Source organism: Actinophytocola sp. (genome assembly GCF_036378875.1).
In the GTDB taxonomy this organism is placed as follows: domain Bacteria; phylum Actinomycetota; class Actinomycetes; order Mycobacteriales; family Pseudonocardiaceae; genus Actinophytocola.
Genome location: NZ_DASUVO010000026.1, coordinates 1 through 15,107 on the forward strand (window position 1 = coordinate 1; position 15,107 = coordinate 15,107).

18 protein-coding genes and 1 pseudogene are annotated in these 15,107 nt (G+C 69.9%); 13 read left to right on the top strand and 6 right to left on the bottom strand.

Translation table 11 applies throughout. The features are described from left to right. A pseudogene (locus VF106_RS07675) lies at positions 1-479 on the bottom strand (3,4-dioxygenase subunit beta); the annotation flags it as partial. Between the two features lie 157 nt (positions 480-636). On the opposite strand from VF106_RS07675, the gene VF106_RS07680 reads away from it, so the two are divergent. From VF106_RS07680 to VF106_RS07700, 5 genes are read left to right on the top strand one after another with little or no spacing between them, the layout of a single operon-like run. Then, positions 637-1,620 (top strand): LacI family DNA-binding transcriptional regulator, encoded by a 984-nt coding sequence (locus tag VF106_RS07680; RefSeq protein WP_330838886.1) that lies wholly within the window; start codon positions 637-639, stop codon positions 1,618-1,620. A gap of 19 nt (positions 1,621-1,639) precedes the next feature. Next, a complete protein-coding gene (locus VF106_RS07685) occupies positions 1,640-2,905 on the top strand; it encodes a sugar ABC transporter substrate-binding protein (RefSeq protein ID WP_330838887.1) in 1,266 nt (421 codons plus the stop codon). A 1-nt stretch (position 2,906) separates the two neighbouring features. Beyond that, positions 2,907-3,788, top strand: coding sequence for a carbohydrate ABC transporter permease (locus VF106_RS07690; RefSeq protein WP_330838888.1), 882 nt, complete (start codon positions 2,907-2,909; stop codon positions 3,786-3,788). Continuing rightward, positions 3,788-4,603 (top strand): carbohydrate ABC transporter permease, encoded by an 816-nt coding sequence (locus VF106_RS07695; protein ID WP_330838889.1) that lies wholly within the window; start codon positions 3,788-3,790, stop codon positions 4,601-4,603. Before VF106_RS07690 ends, VF106_RS07695 begins: the two co-directional genes overlap by 1 nt. Before the next feature lie 10 nt (positions 4,604-4,613). Continuing rightward, positions 4,614-5,975 carry a sulfatase family protein gene (locus VF106_RS07700; protein WP_330838890.1) on the top strand — a complete coding sequence of 454 codons (1,362 nt, stop codon included), beginning with the start codon at positions 4,614-4,616 and terminating at the stop codon, positions 5,973-5,975. Between the two features lie 2 nt (positions 5,976-5,977). Here VF106_RS07700 and VF106_RS07705 read toward each other — a convergent pair whose 3' ends face one another. Continuing rightward, the gene (locus VF106_RS07705) at positions 5,978-6,316 is read right to left on the bottom strand and encodes a VOC family protein (RefSeq protein WP_330838891.1); all 339 of its coding nucleotides are present in this window, start codon (positions 6,314-6,316) and stop codon (positions 5,978-5,980) included. Between the two features lie 25 nt (positions 6,317-6,341). Here VF106_RS07705 and VF106_RS07710 point away from each other — a divergent pair, with 25 nt between their 5' ends. The 4 genes from VF106_RS07710 to VF106_RS07725 all read left to right on the top strand — a co-directional run bounded on the left by VF106_RS07710 (position 6,342) and on the right by VF106_RS07725 (position 8,588). Next, the gene (locus tag VF106_RS07710; protein WP_330838892.1) at positions 6,342-7,160 is read left to right on the top strand and encodes an NmrA family NAD(P)-binding protein; all 819 of its coding nucleotides are present in this window, start codon (positions 6,342-6,344) and stop codon (positions 7,158-7,160) included. 28 nt (positions 7,161-7,188) lie between these two features. Next, positions 7,189-7,452, top strand: a complete 264-nt coding sequence (locus VF106_RS07715; RefSeq protein WP_330838893.1) for a DUF8617 domain-containing protein — start codon at positions 7,189-7,191, stop codon at positions 7,450-7,452. 129 nt (positions 7,453-7,581) lie between these two features. After that, on the top strand, positions 7,582-8,076 hold the full coding sequence (locus VF106_RS07720) for a DUF6228 family protein (protein WP_330838894.1): 495 nt from the start codon (positions 7,582-7,584) through the stop codon (positions 8,074-8,076). Beyond that, positions 8,073-8,588 (top strand): VanZ family protein, encoded by a 516-nt coding sequence (locus VF106_RS07725; RefSeq protein ID WP_330838895.1) that lies wholly within the window; start codon positions 8,073-8,075, stop codon positions 8,586-8,588. The genes VF106_RS07720 and VF106_RS07725 overlap by 4 nt, the downstream gene beginning before the upstream one ends. On the opposite strand, the gene VF106_RS07730 is transcribed toward VF106_RS07725, so the two are convergent. Both VF106_RS07730 and VF106_RS07735 read right to left on the bottom strand, forming a co-directional pair. Next, entirely contained in the window at positions 8,547-8,996 is a 450-nt protein-coding gene (locus VF106_RS07730) for a MarR family winged helix-turn-helix transcriptional regulator (RefSeq protein WP_330838896.1), read from the bottom strand. The genes VF106_RS07725 and VF106_RS07730 overlap by 42 nt on opposite strands. After that, on the bottom strand, positions 8,993-9,979 hold the full coding sequence (locus VF106_RS07735; protein ID WP_330838897.1) for an AraC family transcriptional regulator: 987 nt from the start codon (positions 9,977-9,979) through the stop codon (positions 8,993-8,995). Before VF106_RS07735 ends, VF106_RS07730 begins: the two co-directional genes overlap by 4 nt. 143 nt (positions 9,980-10,122) lie before the next feature. Between VF106_RS07735 and VF106_RS07740 the strand changes: the two genes are divergently transcribed. Beyond that, positions 10,123-11,586, top strand: coding sequence for an aldehyde dehydrogenase family protein (locus tag VF106_RS07740; RefSeq protein ID WP_330838898.1), 1,464 nt, complete (start codon positions 10,123-10,125; stop codon positions 11,584-11,586). Between the two features lie 14 nt (positions 11,587-11,600). Further along, positions 11,601-12,704, top strand: a complete 1,104-nt coding sequence (locus VF106_RS07745) for an NAD(P)-dependent alcohol dehydrogenase (RefSeq protein ID WP_330838899.1) — start codon at positions 11,601-11,603, stop codon at positions 12,702-12,704. Positions 12,705-12,759: 55 nt separating this feature from the next. On the opposite strand, the gene VF106_RS07750 is transcribed toward VF106_RS07745, so the two are convergent. Together VF106_RS07750 and VF106_RS07755 are read right to left on the bottom strand one after the other, a co-directional pair. Continuing rightward, positions 12,760-13,143 (bottom strand): VOC family protein, encoded by a 384-nt coding sequence (locus VF106_RS07750; RefSeq protein WP_330838900.1) that lies wholly within the window; start codon positions 13,141-13,143, stop codon positions 12,760-12,762. 110 nt (positions 13,144-13,253) lie between these two features. After that, positions 13,254-14,090: a VOC family protein gene (locus VF106_RS07755; RefSeq protein ID WP_330838901.1), complete on the bottom strand. Its 837-nt coding sequence runs from the start codon at positions 14,088-14,090 to the stop codon at positions 13,254-13,256. Positions 14,091-14,181: 91 nt separating this feature from the next. On the opposite strand from VF106_RS07755, the gene VF106_RS07760 reads away from it, so the two are divergent. Together VF106_RS07760 and VF106_RS07765 are read left to right on the top strand one after the other, a co-directional pair. Then, the gene (locus VF106_RS07760) at positions 14,182-14,535 is read left to right on the top strand and encodes a DUF1304 domain-containing protein (RefSeq protein ID WP_330838902.1); all 354 of its coding nucleotides are present in this window, start codon (positions 14,182-14,184) and stop codon (positions 14,533-14,535) included. Positions 14,536-14,620: 85 nt separating this feature from the next. Then, complete coding sequence (locus VF106_RS07765; RefSeq protein ID WP_330838920.1) at positions 14,621-15,103, top strand: SRPBCC family protein; 483 nt, start codon at positions 14,621-14,623, stop codon at positions 15,101-15,103. Positions 15,104-15,107 lie beyond the last annotated feature (4 nt).

The following is a 15,107-nucleotide window of genomic DNA, read 5'->3' on the forward strand; positions in this document are numbered from 1 at the left end:
GAGTAGCCGCCCTCCCGAGTGCAGTGCCAGACGTAGACGGCGACGCCTTCGAACGGCGCCCCGTCGTGGGCGAGGTCGGTGATCGTCAGCTCGAGGGTCATCGGCACGCCCCCGGCGGTGCCGCTGGAGTCGCCGAAGCTGGACCGGATGTCGCTGCGGACGACGCCGCTCTGCTCCAGCACGTCCGGGCCGTTGGAGCCGTCGCCGGGATACGGGCCGGCCGTCTCCTCCGGGATCTCGCCGGACGACGAGGACGAGGTCGCGGCCGTGGTCGTCGACGAGCCGCTCGAGGCGTTGCCCGTGTTGGCCGCGCAGGCCGCGAGGCCAGCGGTGGCCGCGCCGATCCCGAGGATCCGCAGCATCCGGCGGCGGCCCATGAGCGTGCCGATGTCGAAGCCCAGTCCCTGGTCGACGACCTCCTCCTCGGGTCGGGGCAGGGCGCGGCCCTCGTACGTCGGGGCGTTCCGGTCGCTGTTCATCGGTCCTCCGGTCGGTGTCCGTTCGGGGTATGCGGCCGAAGTTAGGGACCGAGTCTGTGCGTTACCTGTGCGTAGTCTTTGGCCCGCCTATCGACATCGCTCCCGGATCGTGGACGACCGTTGACAGTTCGCGGTCGGGCTTGTTAATCGTTTAACCATGATTCGTCGGCCGACCACCAAGGAGGTCGCCGCGCTGGCCGAGGTGTCGGTCGCGACGGTGTCCTACGTGCTCAACGGCAAGGAGCACCGGGTCACCGAGCAGACCAGGCAGCGGGTCCTCGCCGCGGCCGAGGAGCTGGGCTACGTCCGCAGCTCCGCCGCGCGCAGCCTGCGGTTGCGGCGCACCGAGCGGGTCTGCCTGGTCGTCGGGTCGATCGGGGTGCCGGCCTACGACCAGCTCGCCCGCGACCTCACCGAGGTGGCCGACGAGGTCGGCTACGGGGTCATGACGATCGTGGTCGACTCCCCCGCGCGTGCCGGCAAGGCCGTCGACCTGCTGCGCCAGCACGTCGCGGACGGCGCGCTCGTCGCCCCGTCGGTGCCGCTGTCCGCCGAGCAGCTGCGAGTACTGGCCGACCTGCCGCTGGTGGTGATGAGCAACGCCGTCACACCGGACGGGTTCGACGTGGTGCGCACGACCGAGGCGTCGGCCTGTGCCGAGGCGCTCGACCATCTGGCCACCACGGGCCGGCGCCGGGTCGCCTTCCTCGCGCACGACTCGGACCTGGCCGGGGAACCGAGCGAGCGGTACGCCGCCTACCTCGACGCGGTCGACCGGCACGGCCTGGACCCGCTGGTGGTCGTCGGCGCGGACGACCGGGTCGCCGCGTACGAGGCGACGCACACGGTGCTGCGGGACCGGCCGGACGCGATCTTCGCCGCCTCCGACCGCGCGGCGATCACCGCGATCCTCGCACTACGGGACGCCGGAGTGTCCGTTCCGGACGACGTCGCCGTGGTCGGGGTCGGCAACCTCGAGGAGGGGCGGATCACCCGGCCGCCGCTGACCACGGTCGGCCCGCCGGCCATGGACTTCCACGACGCGGCACGTCTGCTGCTCGACCGCGTCCTGGCCACCGAGGCGCCGGCCGGCCGGGTGCTCACCACCGAATGGACGTTCATCCGGCGCGGCTCCGCCTGACCAGAAAGGACTCAACCCCATGTCACACAAGCAGTTCTCCCGCCGTGACGTGCTGCGGTTCGCTGGTGCGGCGGCCGTCGCGGCACCGTTCGCCACCGGCTGCGGCGCCGGTGCGCCGGCGTCCGACGCGGGTGGCGCGTTCACCGTCTACTGGAACGCCGGCCACGGCTACCAGGCCTACCAGCAAGTGATCGACGAGTTCCAGAAGGCGCACGGCGTCACGGTGAACTTCCAGAAGTACCAGTGGCCGGACCTGCGCACCCGGCTGCTCGCCGACTTCGCGTCGGGCACGGTGCCGGACGTGGTGGAGACCCAGGGCGCCTGGGTGCAGGAGTTCGCGGTGTCCGGTGACGCGCTGTCGCTTCAGGACTATGTGGCCAAGGACGGCGCCGCGATGGAGTTCCCGGACGACTGGTTACCGGCGACGGTCGCCAGGAACACCTACCAGGACAGGCTGTACGGCGCGCAGATGCACTACACCTGCAGTTTGCTGCTGTACAACAAGGAGATGGTCGGTGACACCCCACCGTCCACCTGGGACGAGCTGCTGACCGCCGCCCGCGAGCTGACCACCGGCGACGTCTACGGCATCGCGCTCAACCAGGACTCGAGCTACGCCTGGCCGTGGCTGCTGCAGAACGGGGTGCGGTTCTACGACCCGTCGTCGCGCAGGACACTCGTCGACCGCGACGCCGCGGTGGAGGCGCTCCAGTTCCAGGCGGACCTGGCGCACAAGCACAAGGTGTCACCGGTGCCCGTGCCGAGCACCGACTACGCGGGCCCGCAGAAGCTGCTGTCCGCGAAACGTGCCGCGATGATCATCACCGGGCCGTGGGACCTCAAGCCGATCACCGAGAGCAGCCCGGACCTCGACCTCGGCATCGCACCGGCACTGCGCCAGAAGGAACAGGCCACGATCTCCGCCGGTGCCAGCCTCATGGTGCCGACCAAGGCGGCACGGCCGGACCTGTCGTGGGACTTCATCAAGCGCGTCACGGCACTGGACGTCGAGCGTGCGGCCACCAGGGAGGCCGGGATGCTGATGCCGCGCAAGTCCTGGGCCGGCCTGCCCGAGGTCCAGGCCGACGAACGGACCAAGGCGTTCGCCGACGGGCTCCCCTACGCGGTCGACTACCTCCAGGACCTCGGACCGACCGGCAAGAGCGGCGAGATCGCCGACAACCTGTTCAAGCAGCTCTACCAGTCCGTCGTCGTGCAGAACACGCCGGTCACGGAGGCGCTCGCGGTCTTCGACGCGGCGGCCGAGCAGGCGCTGGCGGGCTGAGATGCCCAAACGGCGCCACAGCGGGCTCGACGCCCGGTACTCCCGCACCGCGTACCTGATGTTGCTGCCGGCCATCGTGTTCTTCGTGGTGTTCACGTACCTGCCGATCGGGAACCTGCTCACCACGAGTGTCCACAGCGGACCGCAGGCGAACGAGTTCGCGGGGCTGGGCAACTACTCCCGCGCGGTGTCCGACCCGGCGGTGCGGCACGCTTTCGTCATCACGGTGATCTTCGCGGTCGCGACCACGGTCGGCGCGCTCGTGCTGGGCCTCGGGCTCGCGTTGCTGCTCGACCGGCCACTGCGTGGCCGGGTGGCGTTCCGCGCGTTGCTGCTGGTCCCCTACCTGACGTCGGTGGCGATCGTGGGCCTGCTGTGGCGCAACATCCTCGACCCTGAGCTGGGCATCCTCAACCGGTTGCTCGACGCGGTCGGCCTGCCGGAGCAGCAGTGGCTGGTCACCAGTCCACTCGCCACGATCATCGGTGTGATGCTGTGGCAACACGCAGGCTACGCGATGGTGCTGTTCCTGGCCGACCTGCAGGGGATTCCCGACGTCTACCACGAGGCGGCCACCATCGACGGCGCCGGCCCGGTCCGGCGGTTCCGGCACGTGACTCTGCCACTGCTGGCGCCGACCACCCTGTTCGTGTCGATCATCTCGGTGATCACCGGGCTGCAGGCGTTCGGGCAGGCCTACATCATCACCGACGGCGGCCCAGCCGGCGCGACGGACCTGTACGTGTTCCACGTGTTCAACGTGGCGTTCGAGGCCAGGGACTTCGGCTACTCGTCGGCGCTGTCGTTCCTGCTCGTCGTGGTGATCCTGGCGGCCACCGCGGTGCAGCTGCGGTACGGCCGGCGCGGGGAGGTCCAGTACTGATGGGACGGATCGCTCGGGTGCTCGTGTACGTGACACTGCTCGCGGCGAGCGCGGTCACCGTGCTTCCCTTGCTGTACATGGTGTCCCTGTCGCTGCAGACCGAGGCGGAGTCGCTGTCGGCGTCTCCCGTCCTGGTGCCGAGGACACCGGTGTGGGGCAACTTCGTCGAACTGTTCGAGCGGGCCCCGTTCGCGGACTTCATCGTGAACAGCGCGGTCGTGGCGGGCGCGATCACGCTATCGCACCTGGTGTTCGACCCACTGGTCGGCTACGTGTTCGCGAAGTTCCGCTTCCCGTTCCGCGACACGCTGTTCGTTGCGGTGATCGCGACGATGGCGATCCCGTTCTTCGTCAAGATGATCCCGCTGTACGTGATGATGTCGAACATCGGCTGGCTCAACACGTACCAGGGGTTGATCACTCCGTTCCTGATGGACGCGTTCGGGATCTTCCTGATGCGCCAGTTCATCCAGCCGATCCCGGACGAGCTGATCCACGCCGCACGGGTCGACGGCGCGTCGGAGTTCGGGATCTACTGGCGGATCGTGCTGCCGCAGGTCCGGCCGGCGCTAGCCGTGCTCGCCGTGTTCACGTTCGTGTTCCAGTGGAACGAGTTCCTGTGGCCGCTGGTCGCCACGACGACCGAGGACATGCGCACGATCCCGGTCGGGCTGACCCTGTTCAGCCAGGAGTACTTCACGATCTGGAACCTCACCGCGGCCGGAGCGGTGCTGCTGTTCCTGCCGACGGCGCTGATCTTCCTGGCGAGCCAGAAGTTCTTCGTCCGCGGCATCACGCTCACCGGCATGAAGTAGGGGGATCTCGTTGGCACCGAACGTCATCGTGTTCTTCACCGACCAGCAACGCTGGGACACCACTGGGGTGCACGGCAACCCGCTCGACCTGACCCCGAACTTCGACCGGGTGGCACGCACGGGCACCCACGCGACGGCCGCGGTGACTCCACAGCCGGTGTGCGCCCCGGCTCGCGCGGCCATCCAGACGGGCCGCTACGCGACAGCGACCGGCTGTTTCCGCAACGGCATCCCATTGTCCACTTCGGAGCAGACGCTGGCGCACCACTTCGCCGCCGCCGGTTACGCGACCGGCTACATCGGCAAGTGGCACCTGGCCGAGCGCGACCCGGTGCCGTCACACGAACGCGGCGGCTACGAACACTGGCTTGCCGCGAACCTCCTGGAGTTCACCTCGGACGCGTACCGCACGATCGTGTTCGACGAGGCCGAGAACCCGGTCGCCCTGCCCGGGTACCGCTCAGACGCGCTGACCGACGCGGCCATCCGCTTCGTCGCCGACCACCACGACGAGCCGTTCTTCCTGTTCGTGTCCTATTTGGAGCCACACCACCAGAACGAGCTGGACAACTACCCGGCCCCGGAAGGCTACGCGGAACGGTACGCCGGGCGGTGGATGCCCACGGACGTGGCGGCCCTGTCGGCGCCGGGAGGCCCGGCCGTGCAGCACGTCGCAGGCTACTGCGGCCAGGTGAAACGGCTCGACGAGGGCCTGGGCCGCCTGCTGGACGCGTTGCGCAGCATGGAGCTTTCCGAACGGACGATCGTCGCGTACACGTCCGACCACGGCTGCCACTTCAAAACCCGCAACGCGGAGTACAAACGGTCCTGCCACGACGGCTCGATCCGGGTGCCACTGGCCCTGTGCGGCCCCGGTTTCGACGGCGGTCGTCGCATCGAGGACCCGGTGTCCACTGTGGATCTACCGCCGACACTGCTCGACGCGGCCGGCCTGCCCGTGCCACCTTCGATGCAGGGCCGTTCCCTTCTGGCGGCCCAGCGCCCGACGGAGTCGTTCTTCCAGGTGAGCGAGTCGGAGTTGGGCCGAGGCATCCGCACGAGGCGATGGAAGTACTACGTGACCGCGCCCGGCGCCGACCCGTGGACATCGCCGGCCGCGGACCGCTACGTCGAGCACGAGCTGTACGACCTGGACAGCGACCCGGCGGAACTGACCAACCTGGCGGGCCTGCCGTCCCATCGGCCGATCGCCGAGGAACTCCGCGAACGGCTGGTGAACCGGATGGTCGCCGCGGGCGAGTCCGCCCCGGTGATCGACCCGGCTCCCACCCGCGCGGGCGGGCAACGCCGCGCCGACCCGACCGTCCGCACGTGGGATGTGCGCCCGACCCGTTTCGGCCACCAGCGCTGACCTCAGCCGACACCGCCGAACGAGATCTCGTTGCCGTCCGGGTCGAGGTAGATGGACTTCCGCGCGCCGTTCCCGTAGTCCTCCTCCTTGACGGGTTTCAGCCCGCGCCCGGCGATCTCACTCGTCACCCGGTCGAGGTCGTCGACCATGATCGTGTGGATGGCGTGGCCGGCGTGCTCGGGCCGCTGGACCACGTACACCGACCGGTGCTCGGCGAGGATCCACACGGCTTCCGTGTCGTGGGGGAAGAACGACGGCGGGGCACCGAACAGCTTCTCGTACCAGGCCACCGCGGCGGTGTGGTCGTTGACCGGAATGCCCGCGAAGAGGTCGATCTCCATGTCGCCCCATGCTAGAAGCATTCCCATGACCCAGCACTCCGTGACCGTGTTCGGCGCCACCGGCAAGACCGGCCGACACGTCGCCGTCGACGCCTCGGCGCGTGGCTGGCACGTCCGCGCCGCCGGCCGCCGCGCGCCCCTCGAACCCTTCGACTGGGACGACGAACGAACGTGGACGACCGCGGCACGCGGCAGCGACGCCGCCTACGTCCTGATCCCGTTCAACCACCCGGGCGCGCCGGAACGCACACCGGCACTACTCGAAGCGATCGCGGCGGCCGGTGTCGGACGGATCGTGCTGCTGTCGAGCCTGGACGTCATCGAGGCGCCGCCGGACAGCCCACTCCGGCAGGCGGAGGACACCCTGTTCACCCTGCCGATCGCGACCGCCGCGCTGCGGCCCACCTGGTTCCTGGACAACTTCACCCACGGCTCCTTCGCGGGCATGGTGGACTCCGGCGAACTACGACTACCAGCCGGCGAGGGCAGAATCCCGTTCGTGGACGCCCGCGACGTCGCCGCCGTGGGGGTGGCCGCCCTCGCCCCGGACGGCCCCACCGGCCCGCTCCCGATCACCGGCCCGGCGGCGCTGACCCATGACGAGCTCGCGGCCGCGCTGACGGCAGGCCTCGGCCGCGAGGTGACCTACACACCGGTGCCCACCGCCGAGTTCGTGGAACAGATGGTGGCGCGCGGCTTCACAGCCGACTACGGGACCTTCCTCGCCGAGGCGCTCACCCGGGTCGCCACCGGGGAGCTGACCATTCCCGTGCACGACACCGTGCCCCGGTTCGTGGGCCGCGCCGCCTACAGCGCTCTGGAGTTCGCGCGGCACTACGCCTGACGTTTGCTGGGTTGAGAGGCTGTGGGTCATGGCGAGGTTCAGGTGCACATGTGGAGCGCAGGTCCGGACAAGCGGGGACATCCCCAACCCGGCCGAATGGCATCTCATCGCGGATCGGGACTTCGACGTGGAGGCTGATCCCGACACCCTGCTCGGCAGGTCGGTGCTGGCGTGGCGGTGCGCCAACTGCGGCAGACTGTGGCTGGACGACGGCCGGGTCGAGGATGCCAAGTCACCGCGGCTGTGGGAGTACGTTCCGAACTTCAGCGACGGCCCCGGTCCTCTCGCATAGCCTCAATCCGCCGGACGCTTCGCCAAACGGTGCCCCGGTTCGTTGGCCGCGAGGCACACAGCGCCGAGGAGTTCGCCCGGCGCTACCGCTGATCACAAACACATTGCTGGCCGTCGTTAGGCTTCGGCCGTGGACTGCGTGTTCGACGACTCTCTGGGAGAGGACGCCGCGTTGGCGATCGGTGAGCCGAGGGGTCCACAGGTGAGGCTGTGGAACCGAGTGGACCCGTGGGTGGACGGCTCGATGGAGATCTGCGTCCAGCTCGCACTGGCCGACGAGGCAGAGTCTCTCGCGGCGACGGCGCACGGCATCACGGTCGGCATCGCCGACGAGACGCTGAGCTCGTTCTTCGACCGCCTGGCCGAGGACTTCGCCGGCTGGGAGAACGTGCGAACCTGGGAGACCCTGTCACACGATCTTCGTGTCGACGCGGCACACGTCTCGGGCGGCTACGCAGATCTGACCTGGACCCTCGCGTCGCGTCCGGACAGCTGGCGAAGCCGTCAGTGGAGCGCGTCAGTCACAGTCCGGCTCGAGGCGGGCGAGCAAATGCGCCGGCTGGCCGCGGCGGTGCATCGCTTCCTCCACCCGCCAGACCAGGTGAGGTTGGCCGCTCTCCCATGATCTCTGACTTCCTGCTGGAGAACTCGGCGCTGATGCCGGTGTTGCTGGCACTGACCGCCGTTCTCTGTGTCGGGGTGGGTTACCCGCTCCGCCGTAGGCACCGGGTCCTGTGGGTGCTTGCGGCGCTGTCCATGGTGCCCGTCCTCGCGTTGACCTTCGGTCCTGGCAGCGGTCGGGTCTTTGTCGTCTGTGTGGTCCAGTTCTCGCTTCCCACGTTTGGCTCGGTGGAGCTGTTGGCCAACGTGGCACTGCTGTTCCCCGCGGTCTACTTCGCGACGCTGGCCTCCCGTCGACCGGTGCTGATGCTCGCCGCGGGTGTGGTCCTGTCCGCCGCGATCGAGGTGGTGCAGATCTTCCTGCCCGACATCGGGCGTGCCTGCGACACCAACGACTGGATGATGAACAGCGCCGGCGTGATCGTCGCCGTGCTTCTGGCGCGGGTCACCATCGCGCTCGGTAGCCGCCAGACGTCAGGACAGGGCCCTGCGGCACAGGGCGAGCATGCGGCGTAGCTCCTCGGACTCCCCGGCCGACAGGGCCGCCAGCATGGTTCGCTCCAGCGTGGCGGCCTCCTGCTCGTAGCGTTCGAGCAGGGCACGACCCGCACCGGTGAGGCTGACCAGCTGTCGGCGGCCGTGGTCCGGGTCGGGACGACGGGTGATCAGGTCCCGGCGCGACAGTGAGCGGACGAGGTCCGCCATGGACTGCACCGTCACGAACGAGTTGTGTGCCAGCTCGGTCAGCGTGAGCCCGTCACGCCGCCACAACACCGTGAGTGCGGTGTACTGCAGCGCGGTGATGCCTGCCGGCTTGAGCATGTCGTCCAGGTGACGGCGGATCGCCAGCTCGACCTGCTTCACCGTGTACAGCATCGACGGCGGACCGTCCTCGATGGGGATGCGCCTGCGTTGACCCCTCACCCGCGCCGCCGCAGGGTTTCGGCGGGTTGGCAGCCGTAACGCTGGCGGTACTCGGCGGCGAAGCGGCCCTGGTGGTGAAAACCCCACCTGGCGGCGATGTCGCCGACCGTCGTGTTGGCCGGGTCGGCCACGCGCAGCTCGCGATGCGCCTCCCGCAGCCGCACCTGCCGCAGGTACCGCATCGGGGACATGTCCATCGTGCGCTGGAAACCCTGCTGCAGACCCCGCACGCCGACACCCGTCGCCCGTGCGATGTCGGTGACCGTCAGTGGCTTGGCGGCGTTGGCCTCGATGAACGCCTGCGCGGCGCGGACCGTCGGCTGTCCCACCGAGGGAGCCGGGGCGGTCAGCTCGTCGGAGAACTCGTGCCGCGCGGCCAGCAGCAATCCGGCCAGGACACTGTGCGCGAACGGCGCGGCCACCACCGGATGGCGGATCAGCGCGTGCTCGTCCGCCAGGTCCTCGCTCAATGACTGCACGAGCGCGAGCCATCGCGCGCCGGCACCGCTCGCCACGTCCAGGCTCAGCGGCAGCTCCACCGGGCGCCGCAGTGGCCGGTCCAGCAGCTGTTCCAGCTCGCGATTGAGTGCCCGCTGTCCGATCCGCAGGGCCAGCACGGGCGCCGGGACGGTGAACACGGCAGGCCGGTCCGGGTTGTAGACGGTGGCCACGCCGGGACCGGCGACCACCTCCTCGTCGCCGCACCGGGCCACCATCGGCCCGGCCGTCGGGATGTTGACCTGGTAGTGGCCGGGGTGCGGGCTCTCGATGCGGACCGGGGTGTCGTAGCGGAGCTGGGCGATGTTCAGTGGGCCGACCGAGACGACGTGCAGGTCGATGCGGTAGCGGGCCGGGTCGCCGAGCACCGTGAGCCGGTGCGGGTGCAGGACTCGGCTGGCCACCTCCCGCGTCTCGTCGATGTCGTTGCTGTGCAACGTCAGCTCGGGCAGCGGGCCGGCAGGCCGGGTCGGTGAGGTCGCCATCGCACCTCCCACCGGTCGATCCGCGGAACGCACTCAGTGGGTCAGTATGCGCGCGAAGTCTCAGGATTCCGTTGTGTTCTGGCGCACAGGGAGTTCTTCTTACCACGCCCGATCCCCACATCAAGGTGACGAAGGAGTCCCCAGTGGCCCTGACCATTACCGACCCGCGCCCGGAGGTCGGGCCCGGACAGCTCTTCGTCGCCGGACAGTGGCGGCCGGCCGGTGGCGGTGAACGTCTCGACGTACTCGACCCCGCCACCGGCCGTGTCGTCACCACGGTCGCCGCCGCGACCGCGACCGATGTGCACACCGCGGTCGCGGCGGCCCGCACCGCCTTCCCCGAGTGGCGCGACACCCCGGCCAAGATCCGGGCCAGGGTGTTGCGGCAGGTGAGCGACCTCATCATGGCTCGGGCCGACGAGATCGCGGCCGTCGAGTCGCTCGACGTCGGCAAGCCGATCTCCCTGTGCCGGGCCGTCGACGTGCCGACCGCGGCCGACACCTACGAGTACTACGCGGCGCTCGCGCTCACCCTCGAGGGCGCGCAGCGCAGTGTCCCGTTCCCCGCCCACGCCTACACCCGCCGGGAACCGCTGGGCGTCGTCGGCGCGATCACGCCGTTCAACTTCCCGCTCATCCTGAGCAGCACCAAGATCGCCCCGGCGCTCGCCGCGGGGAACGCCGTCGTGCACAAACCGGCCGAGGACACTCCCCTGTCGGCGCTGTTGATGGCCGAACTGCTCACCGAGGCCGGCGTGCCCGAGGGTGTGGTCAACGTGGTGACCGGGCTTGGCACGGTCGCCGGTGAGGCGTTGCTGACCCACCCCGGCGTCGACGCGGTCGCGTTCACCGGCTCGACGAGCGTCGGACGGCACGCCGCGTCGGTCGCGGGTGAACACCTCAAGCCGGTGTCCATGGAGCTGGGCGGCAACGCGGCGCACATCGTGTTCGAGGACGCGGACATGAACCAGGCCGTCGACGCGGTGATCAAGGCGTTCGTGTTCAACACCGGCCAGTTCTGCATGGCCGGTCCCCGGCTGCTGGTCGCCAGGTCCCGCTACGAGGCCTTCCTGGAGATCCTCTCCCAGGCCGTGCCCGGCATCCCGGTCGGCGACCCGTTCGACGAGACCACCGTCGTGGGCCCGATGGCCGCCGAGAAGCACCTCGCCAAGGTCGAGCAGTACGTGCGGATCGCGCGCGAGGAGGGCGGGCGCGTGATCGCCGGCGGCGAACGGCTCCCCGGCGACGGCTTCTTCTTCCAGCCCACCGTGATCGCGGACCTGCCCGCCGGGTCCCGGGTCGTGCGTGAGGAGATCTTCGGCCCCGTGCTCACCGTGCAGCCCTTCGACACCGAGGACGAGGCCGTCATGCTGGCCAACAGCACCGAGTACGGGCTGGCCGCGGGCCTGCAGACCCGCGACGTGGCCAGGGCTCACCGGGTCGCCGCGCGGCTCGACGCCGGGATCGTGTGGGTCAACGACTGGGCGATGCTCGACCCGGCGCTGCCGTTCGGTGGGGTCAAGCACTCCGGCTTCGGCCGCGAGAACGGGCCGGAGGCCCTGGAGGCCTACACCCGCACCAAGTCCGTCCTCATCTCCCTGGCCTGAAGGAACGCACAACCATGACCACCACCACCGCGGCCATTGTCGAGTCCCCAGGCGCCGGCTTCACCCTCAGCGACGTCGTGCTCGACAAGCCGGCGCACGACGAGGTGCTGGTCCGCCTCGTCGCGGCGGGCCTGTGCCACACCGACCTGGGCGCCGCCGCAGGCGCGTTCCCGTTCCCGTTGCCCGGCATCCTCGGGCACGAGGGCGCCGGCGTGGTCGAGTCGGTCGGCGCCGACGTGGACTCTGTGCGACCGGGCGACCGCGTGCTGCTGTCGTTCACGTCCTGCGGCACGTGCGCCGACTGCCGTGACGGGCATCCCGCGTACTGCGCGACCTGGTTGCCGTCCAACCTGATCGGTGGCCGCCGCGCGGACGGCACCGCCACGGTGACCCGCGGCGGCGAACCCGTCGGCGCGCACTTCTTCGGCCAGTCGTCCTTCGCCAGGCACGCGCTCGTCGACGAGCGCAGCGTCGTCAAGGTCGCCGACGACGCGCCGCTCGACCTGCTCGCGCCACTTGGCTGCGGTGTGCAGACCGGGGCGGGCGCGGTGTGGAACGTCCTCACACCGCGCCCTGGAGCGACGTTGCTGGTCACCGGCGCGGGCGCGGTCGGACTCTCCGCGGTGATGGCGGCCCGGTTGACCCCGGCGACGAGGGTGATCGCGGTGGACCGGGTCGCGTCCCGGCTGGAGCTGGCGACCGAGGTCGGCGCCACCGACACCATCAACACCGAGGACACCGACCTGACCGAGGCCCTCGCGGCGCTGACCGGCGGCCGCGGCGTGGACGGCGTCGTGGAGACGACCGGAGCGGTGCCGGTGCTGAAGGCAGGCATCGCCGCGCTCGCCCAGCGGGGCACGGCGGTCATCGTCGGCGCGCCGGCGTTCGGCACCGAGGTCGGCGTGGACGTGAACCACATGATCCCCGGCCGCACCGTCACCGGCGTCACCCTGGGCGACAGCGAGACCAGGACACTCATCCCGGTGCTCGCGGACCTGGTGACCTCGGGCCGCTTCCCGATCGACCGGATGATCCGGCACTACGACTTCGCCGACATCCAACAGGCGGCCGACGACGTGCACGGCGGCCGGACGATCAAACCGGTCCTGCGGTTCTAGAACTTGAAGGGCACCCTTGGGACGCCGAACGTCCTGAGGGTGCCCTTCGGGACACTCACCGCATCATCTCGTGCAGGCACAGGATGTTGCCCTCGGTGTCGGTGAACCACGCAGCCTTCTCGTTGCCCATCTCCGCGATGTGGTCGACGGTCTTCAGGTCGGGCATGTCGTAGTCCTCGAACCGCACGCCGCGGCTCTCCAGGTCCTGGACCTCGGTGCGCAGGTCGGACACCTCGAAGCTCAGCACGGTGTGCTTGCTCTGCGCCCCCTTCTCGGCGGGCATGAGGCCGATGGCGTCGCCGTTGCCGGCTTCGAAGATCTTGCTGCCGTCCTGGCCCGTCGCAACCTGGTGCAGGCCGAGCTTGTCGGCGTAGAACCGGGCGGCCCGGTCCACGTCCGACACCGGCAGCATCGACGTGATCATGGTTTTGGTGAGCATGATGGCCTCCTCTCGGCCGGCCGGGGTGCGGCGCGGCCGAACTCATGCTGCGCCCCGAACTCCCGGGAAGCCACCACCGCGACCCTGCCGGATCGGGCAATCACCGCAGGTCATTCGTCGTCTGGGTCCTCGACGGCCGGGCGGCGCTTCTCGAGGGAGTCGGTGAAGTCGATGACCGCGAACTGCGCGCCGCCGGGGTCGGCGAGCACGGCGACCCTACCGAGGCGGGTGTCGTAGGGCTGGACGACGACGGTGCCGCCGAGTTCCAGTGCCCGCATCGCCGTGGTGTCGGTGCCGATGATCGGGTCGGCCACGAAGTAGATCATCCAGTGCGCCGGGGTGTTCGCCGGGTACTCGGGCCCCATGACGTACCGGTACAGCACCGGCTGTCCGCCCAGCTGCCATTCGGCGTAGTCGTAGTTCAGGGCGTCGCCGATCTGGACCGCGGTGTAGCCGAACATCCGGCAGTAGAACTCGTCCGCGGTCGTGCCGTCGCGGGTGTTGAGGTCGGCGCTCGCGAACGTGCCCGCCGTCCCCGCGGTGAACAGCCAACCCGCGGGCGGGCACCGGAGCACCACCGGCGCGCCGAGTGGGTCGACCGCGTAGACGATGCTGTCGTACCTGGGGAGGTCGATCGGGCCGAGCGTGACGTTCCCGCCGAACGACCGGACCTTCTCGGCCTCGGTCGTGGTGTTGGCCACCGTCATGTGCGGCACCCACCCGATCGGCCGGTCGGTCTGGAAGACCCCGGCGACGGGGTAGCCGTCCCTGGTGGCGATCACGTACCGACCCGTCATGACCGTCGAGTCGGGTGTGACCTGGTACCGCCAGTCGAGCAGGGCGGCGTAGAACTCACGGGCCCGTGGCTCGTTCCCGGTCGAGAGCTCCACCCAGCACGGTGCGCCCGCGGGAAGGATCATCGCCGTCGTACCGCTCTCAAGAGCCATGCAGCGCCTCCGATTCGCCCCTGCCAACGACAGTAACCCAATTAGGGGCACTCGAAACGCGGTATGATCATTGGCCGGGTACCGTCGCCGCGTGACCGCTGTCGCTGATGTCCTGGTTGGGCTGGTTGCCCTGATCCACGTCTACATCCTGGTCCTGGAGATGTTCCTGTGGACCGCGCCGCGCACCCGTGCGGCCTTCGGCACCACCGCCGAGTTCGCCGAGGCGAGCCGGACGCTCGCCGCCAACCAGGGCCTGTACAACGGTTTCCTCGCCGCGGCACTGGTGTGGGGCCTGGTCGCCGCCAACTTCCAGCTCACGCTCTACGGGCTGGTGTGCGTGATCGTCGCCGGCCTCTACGGCGCCGCGACGGCCAGCAGGCGGATCCTGTTCGTCCAGGTGCTGCCCGGCGCCCTCGCGTTGATCGCGGTGCTTCTCGCGCGGTGACCCCCGGGTTCTCCCGGCGTGCGCACCTGCCCGGCGAGCGTTGTGGGGCCCCGTGGGCGCCGGTTACGTTTTTCCCGTGGAGCCGATGATCTCGCGCAGCGTGCGGATCGCCGCCGACCCTCAGGTGGTCTGGTCGCTGGTCACGGACCTGCCGAGGATGGGTGAGCTCAGCCCGGAGAACAGGGGTGGCCGCTGGGTGGACGGCGCCACCGGCCCGGCCGTGGGCGCCCGGTTCCGAGGCGTCAACCGCAACGGCGACAAGCAGTGGTGGACGAAGGTCCGCGTGGTCGAGTGCGAACCCGCCCGCCTCTTCACCTTCGACGTGCGCTCGCCGTTCGGCGTGCGGGTGTCCCGCTGGTCCTACGAGATCACCCCGGCCGACGACGGCTGCGTGCTGACCGAGCACTGGTACCGCGTCGGCAGCTGGTTCGTCCGCCGCTTCCTCGGACCGAAGGTGACCGGGCGGGCCGACCGGCCGGGCTACAACGTCGAGTCGATCGAACACACCCTCGCGGCCGTCAAGGCTCGTCTCGAGGCCGGTCTCCCAGGCCACTCGGTTCGGCCCTGACGGC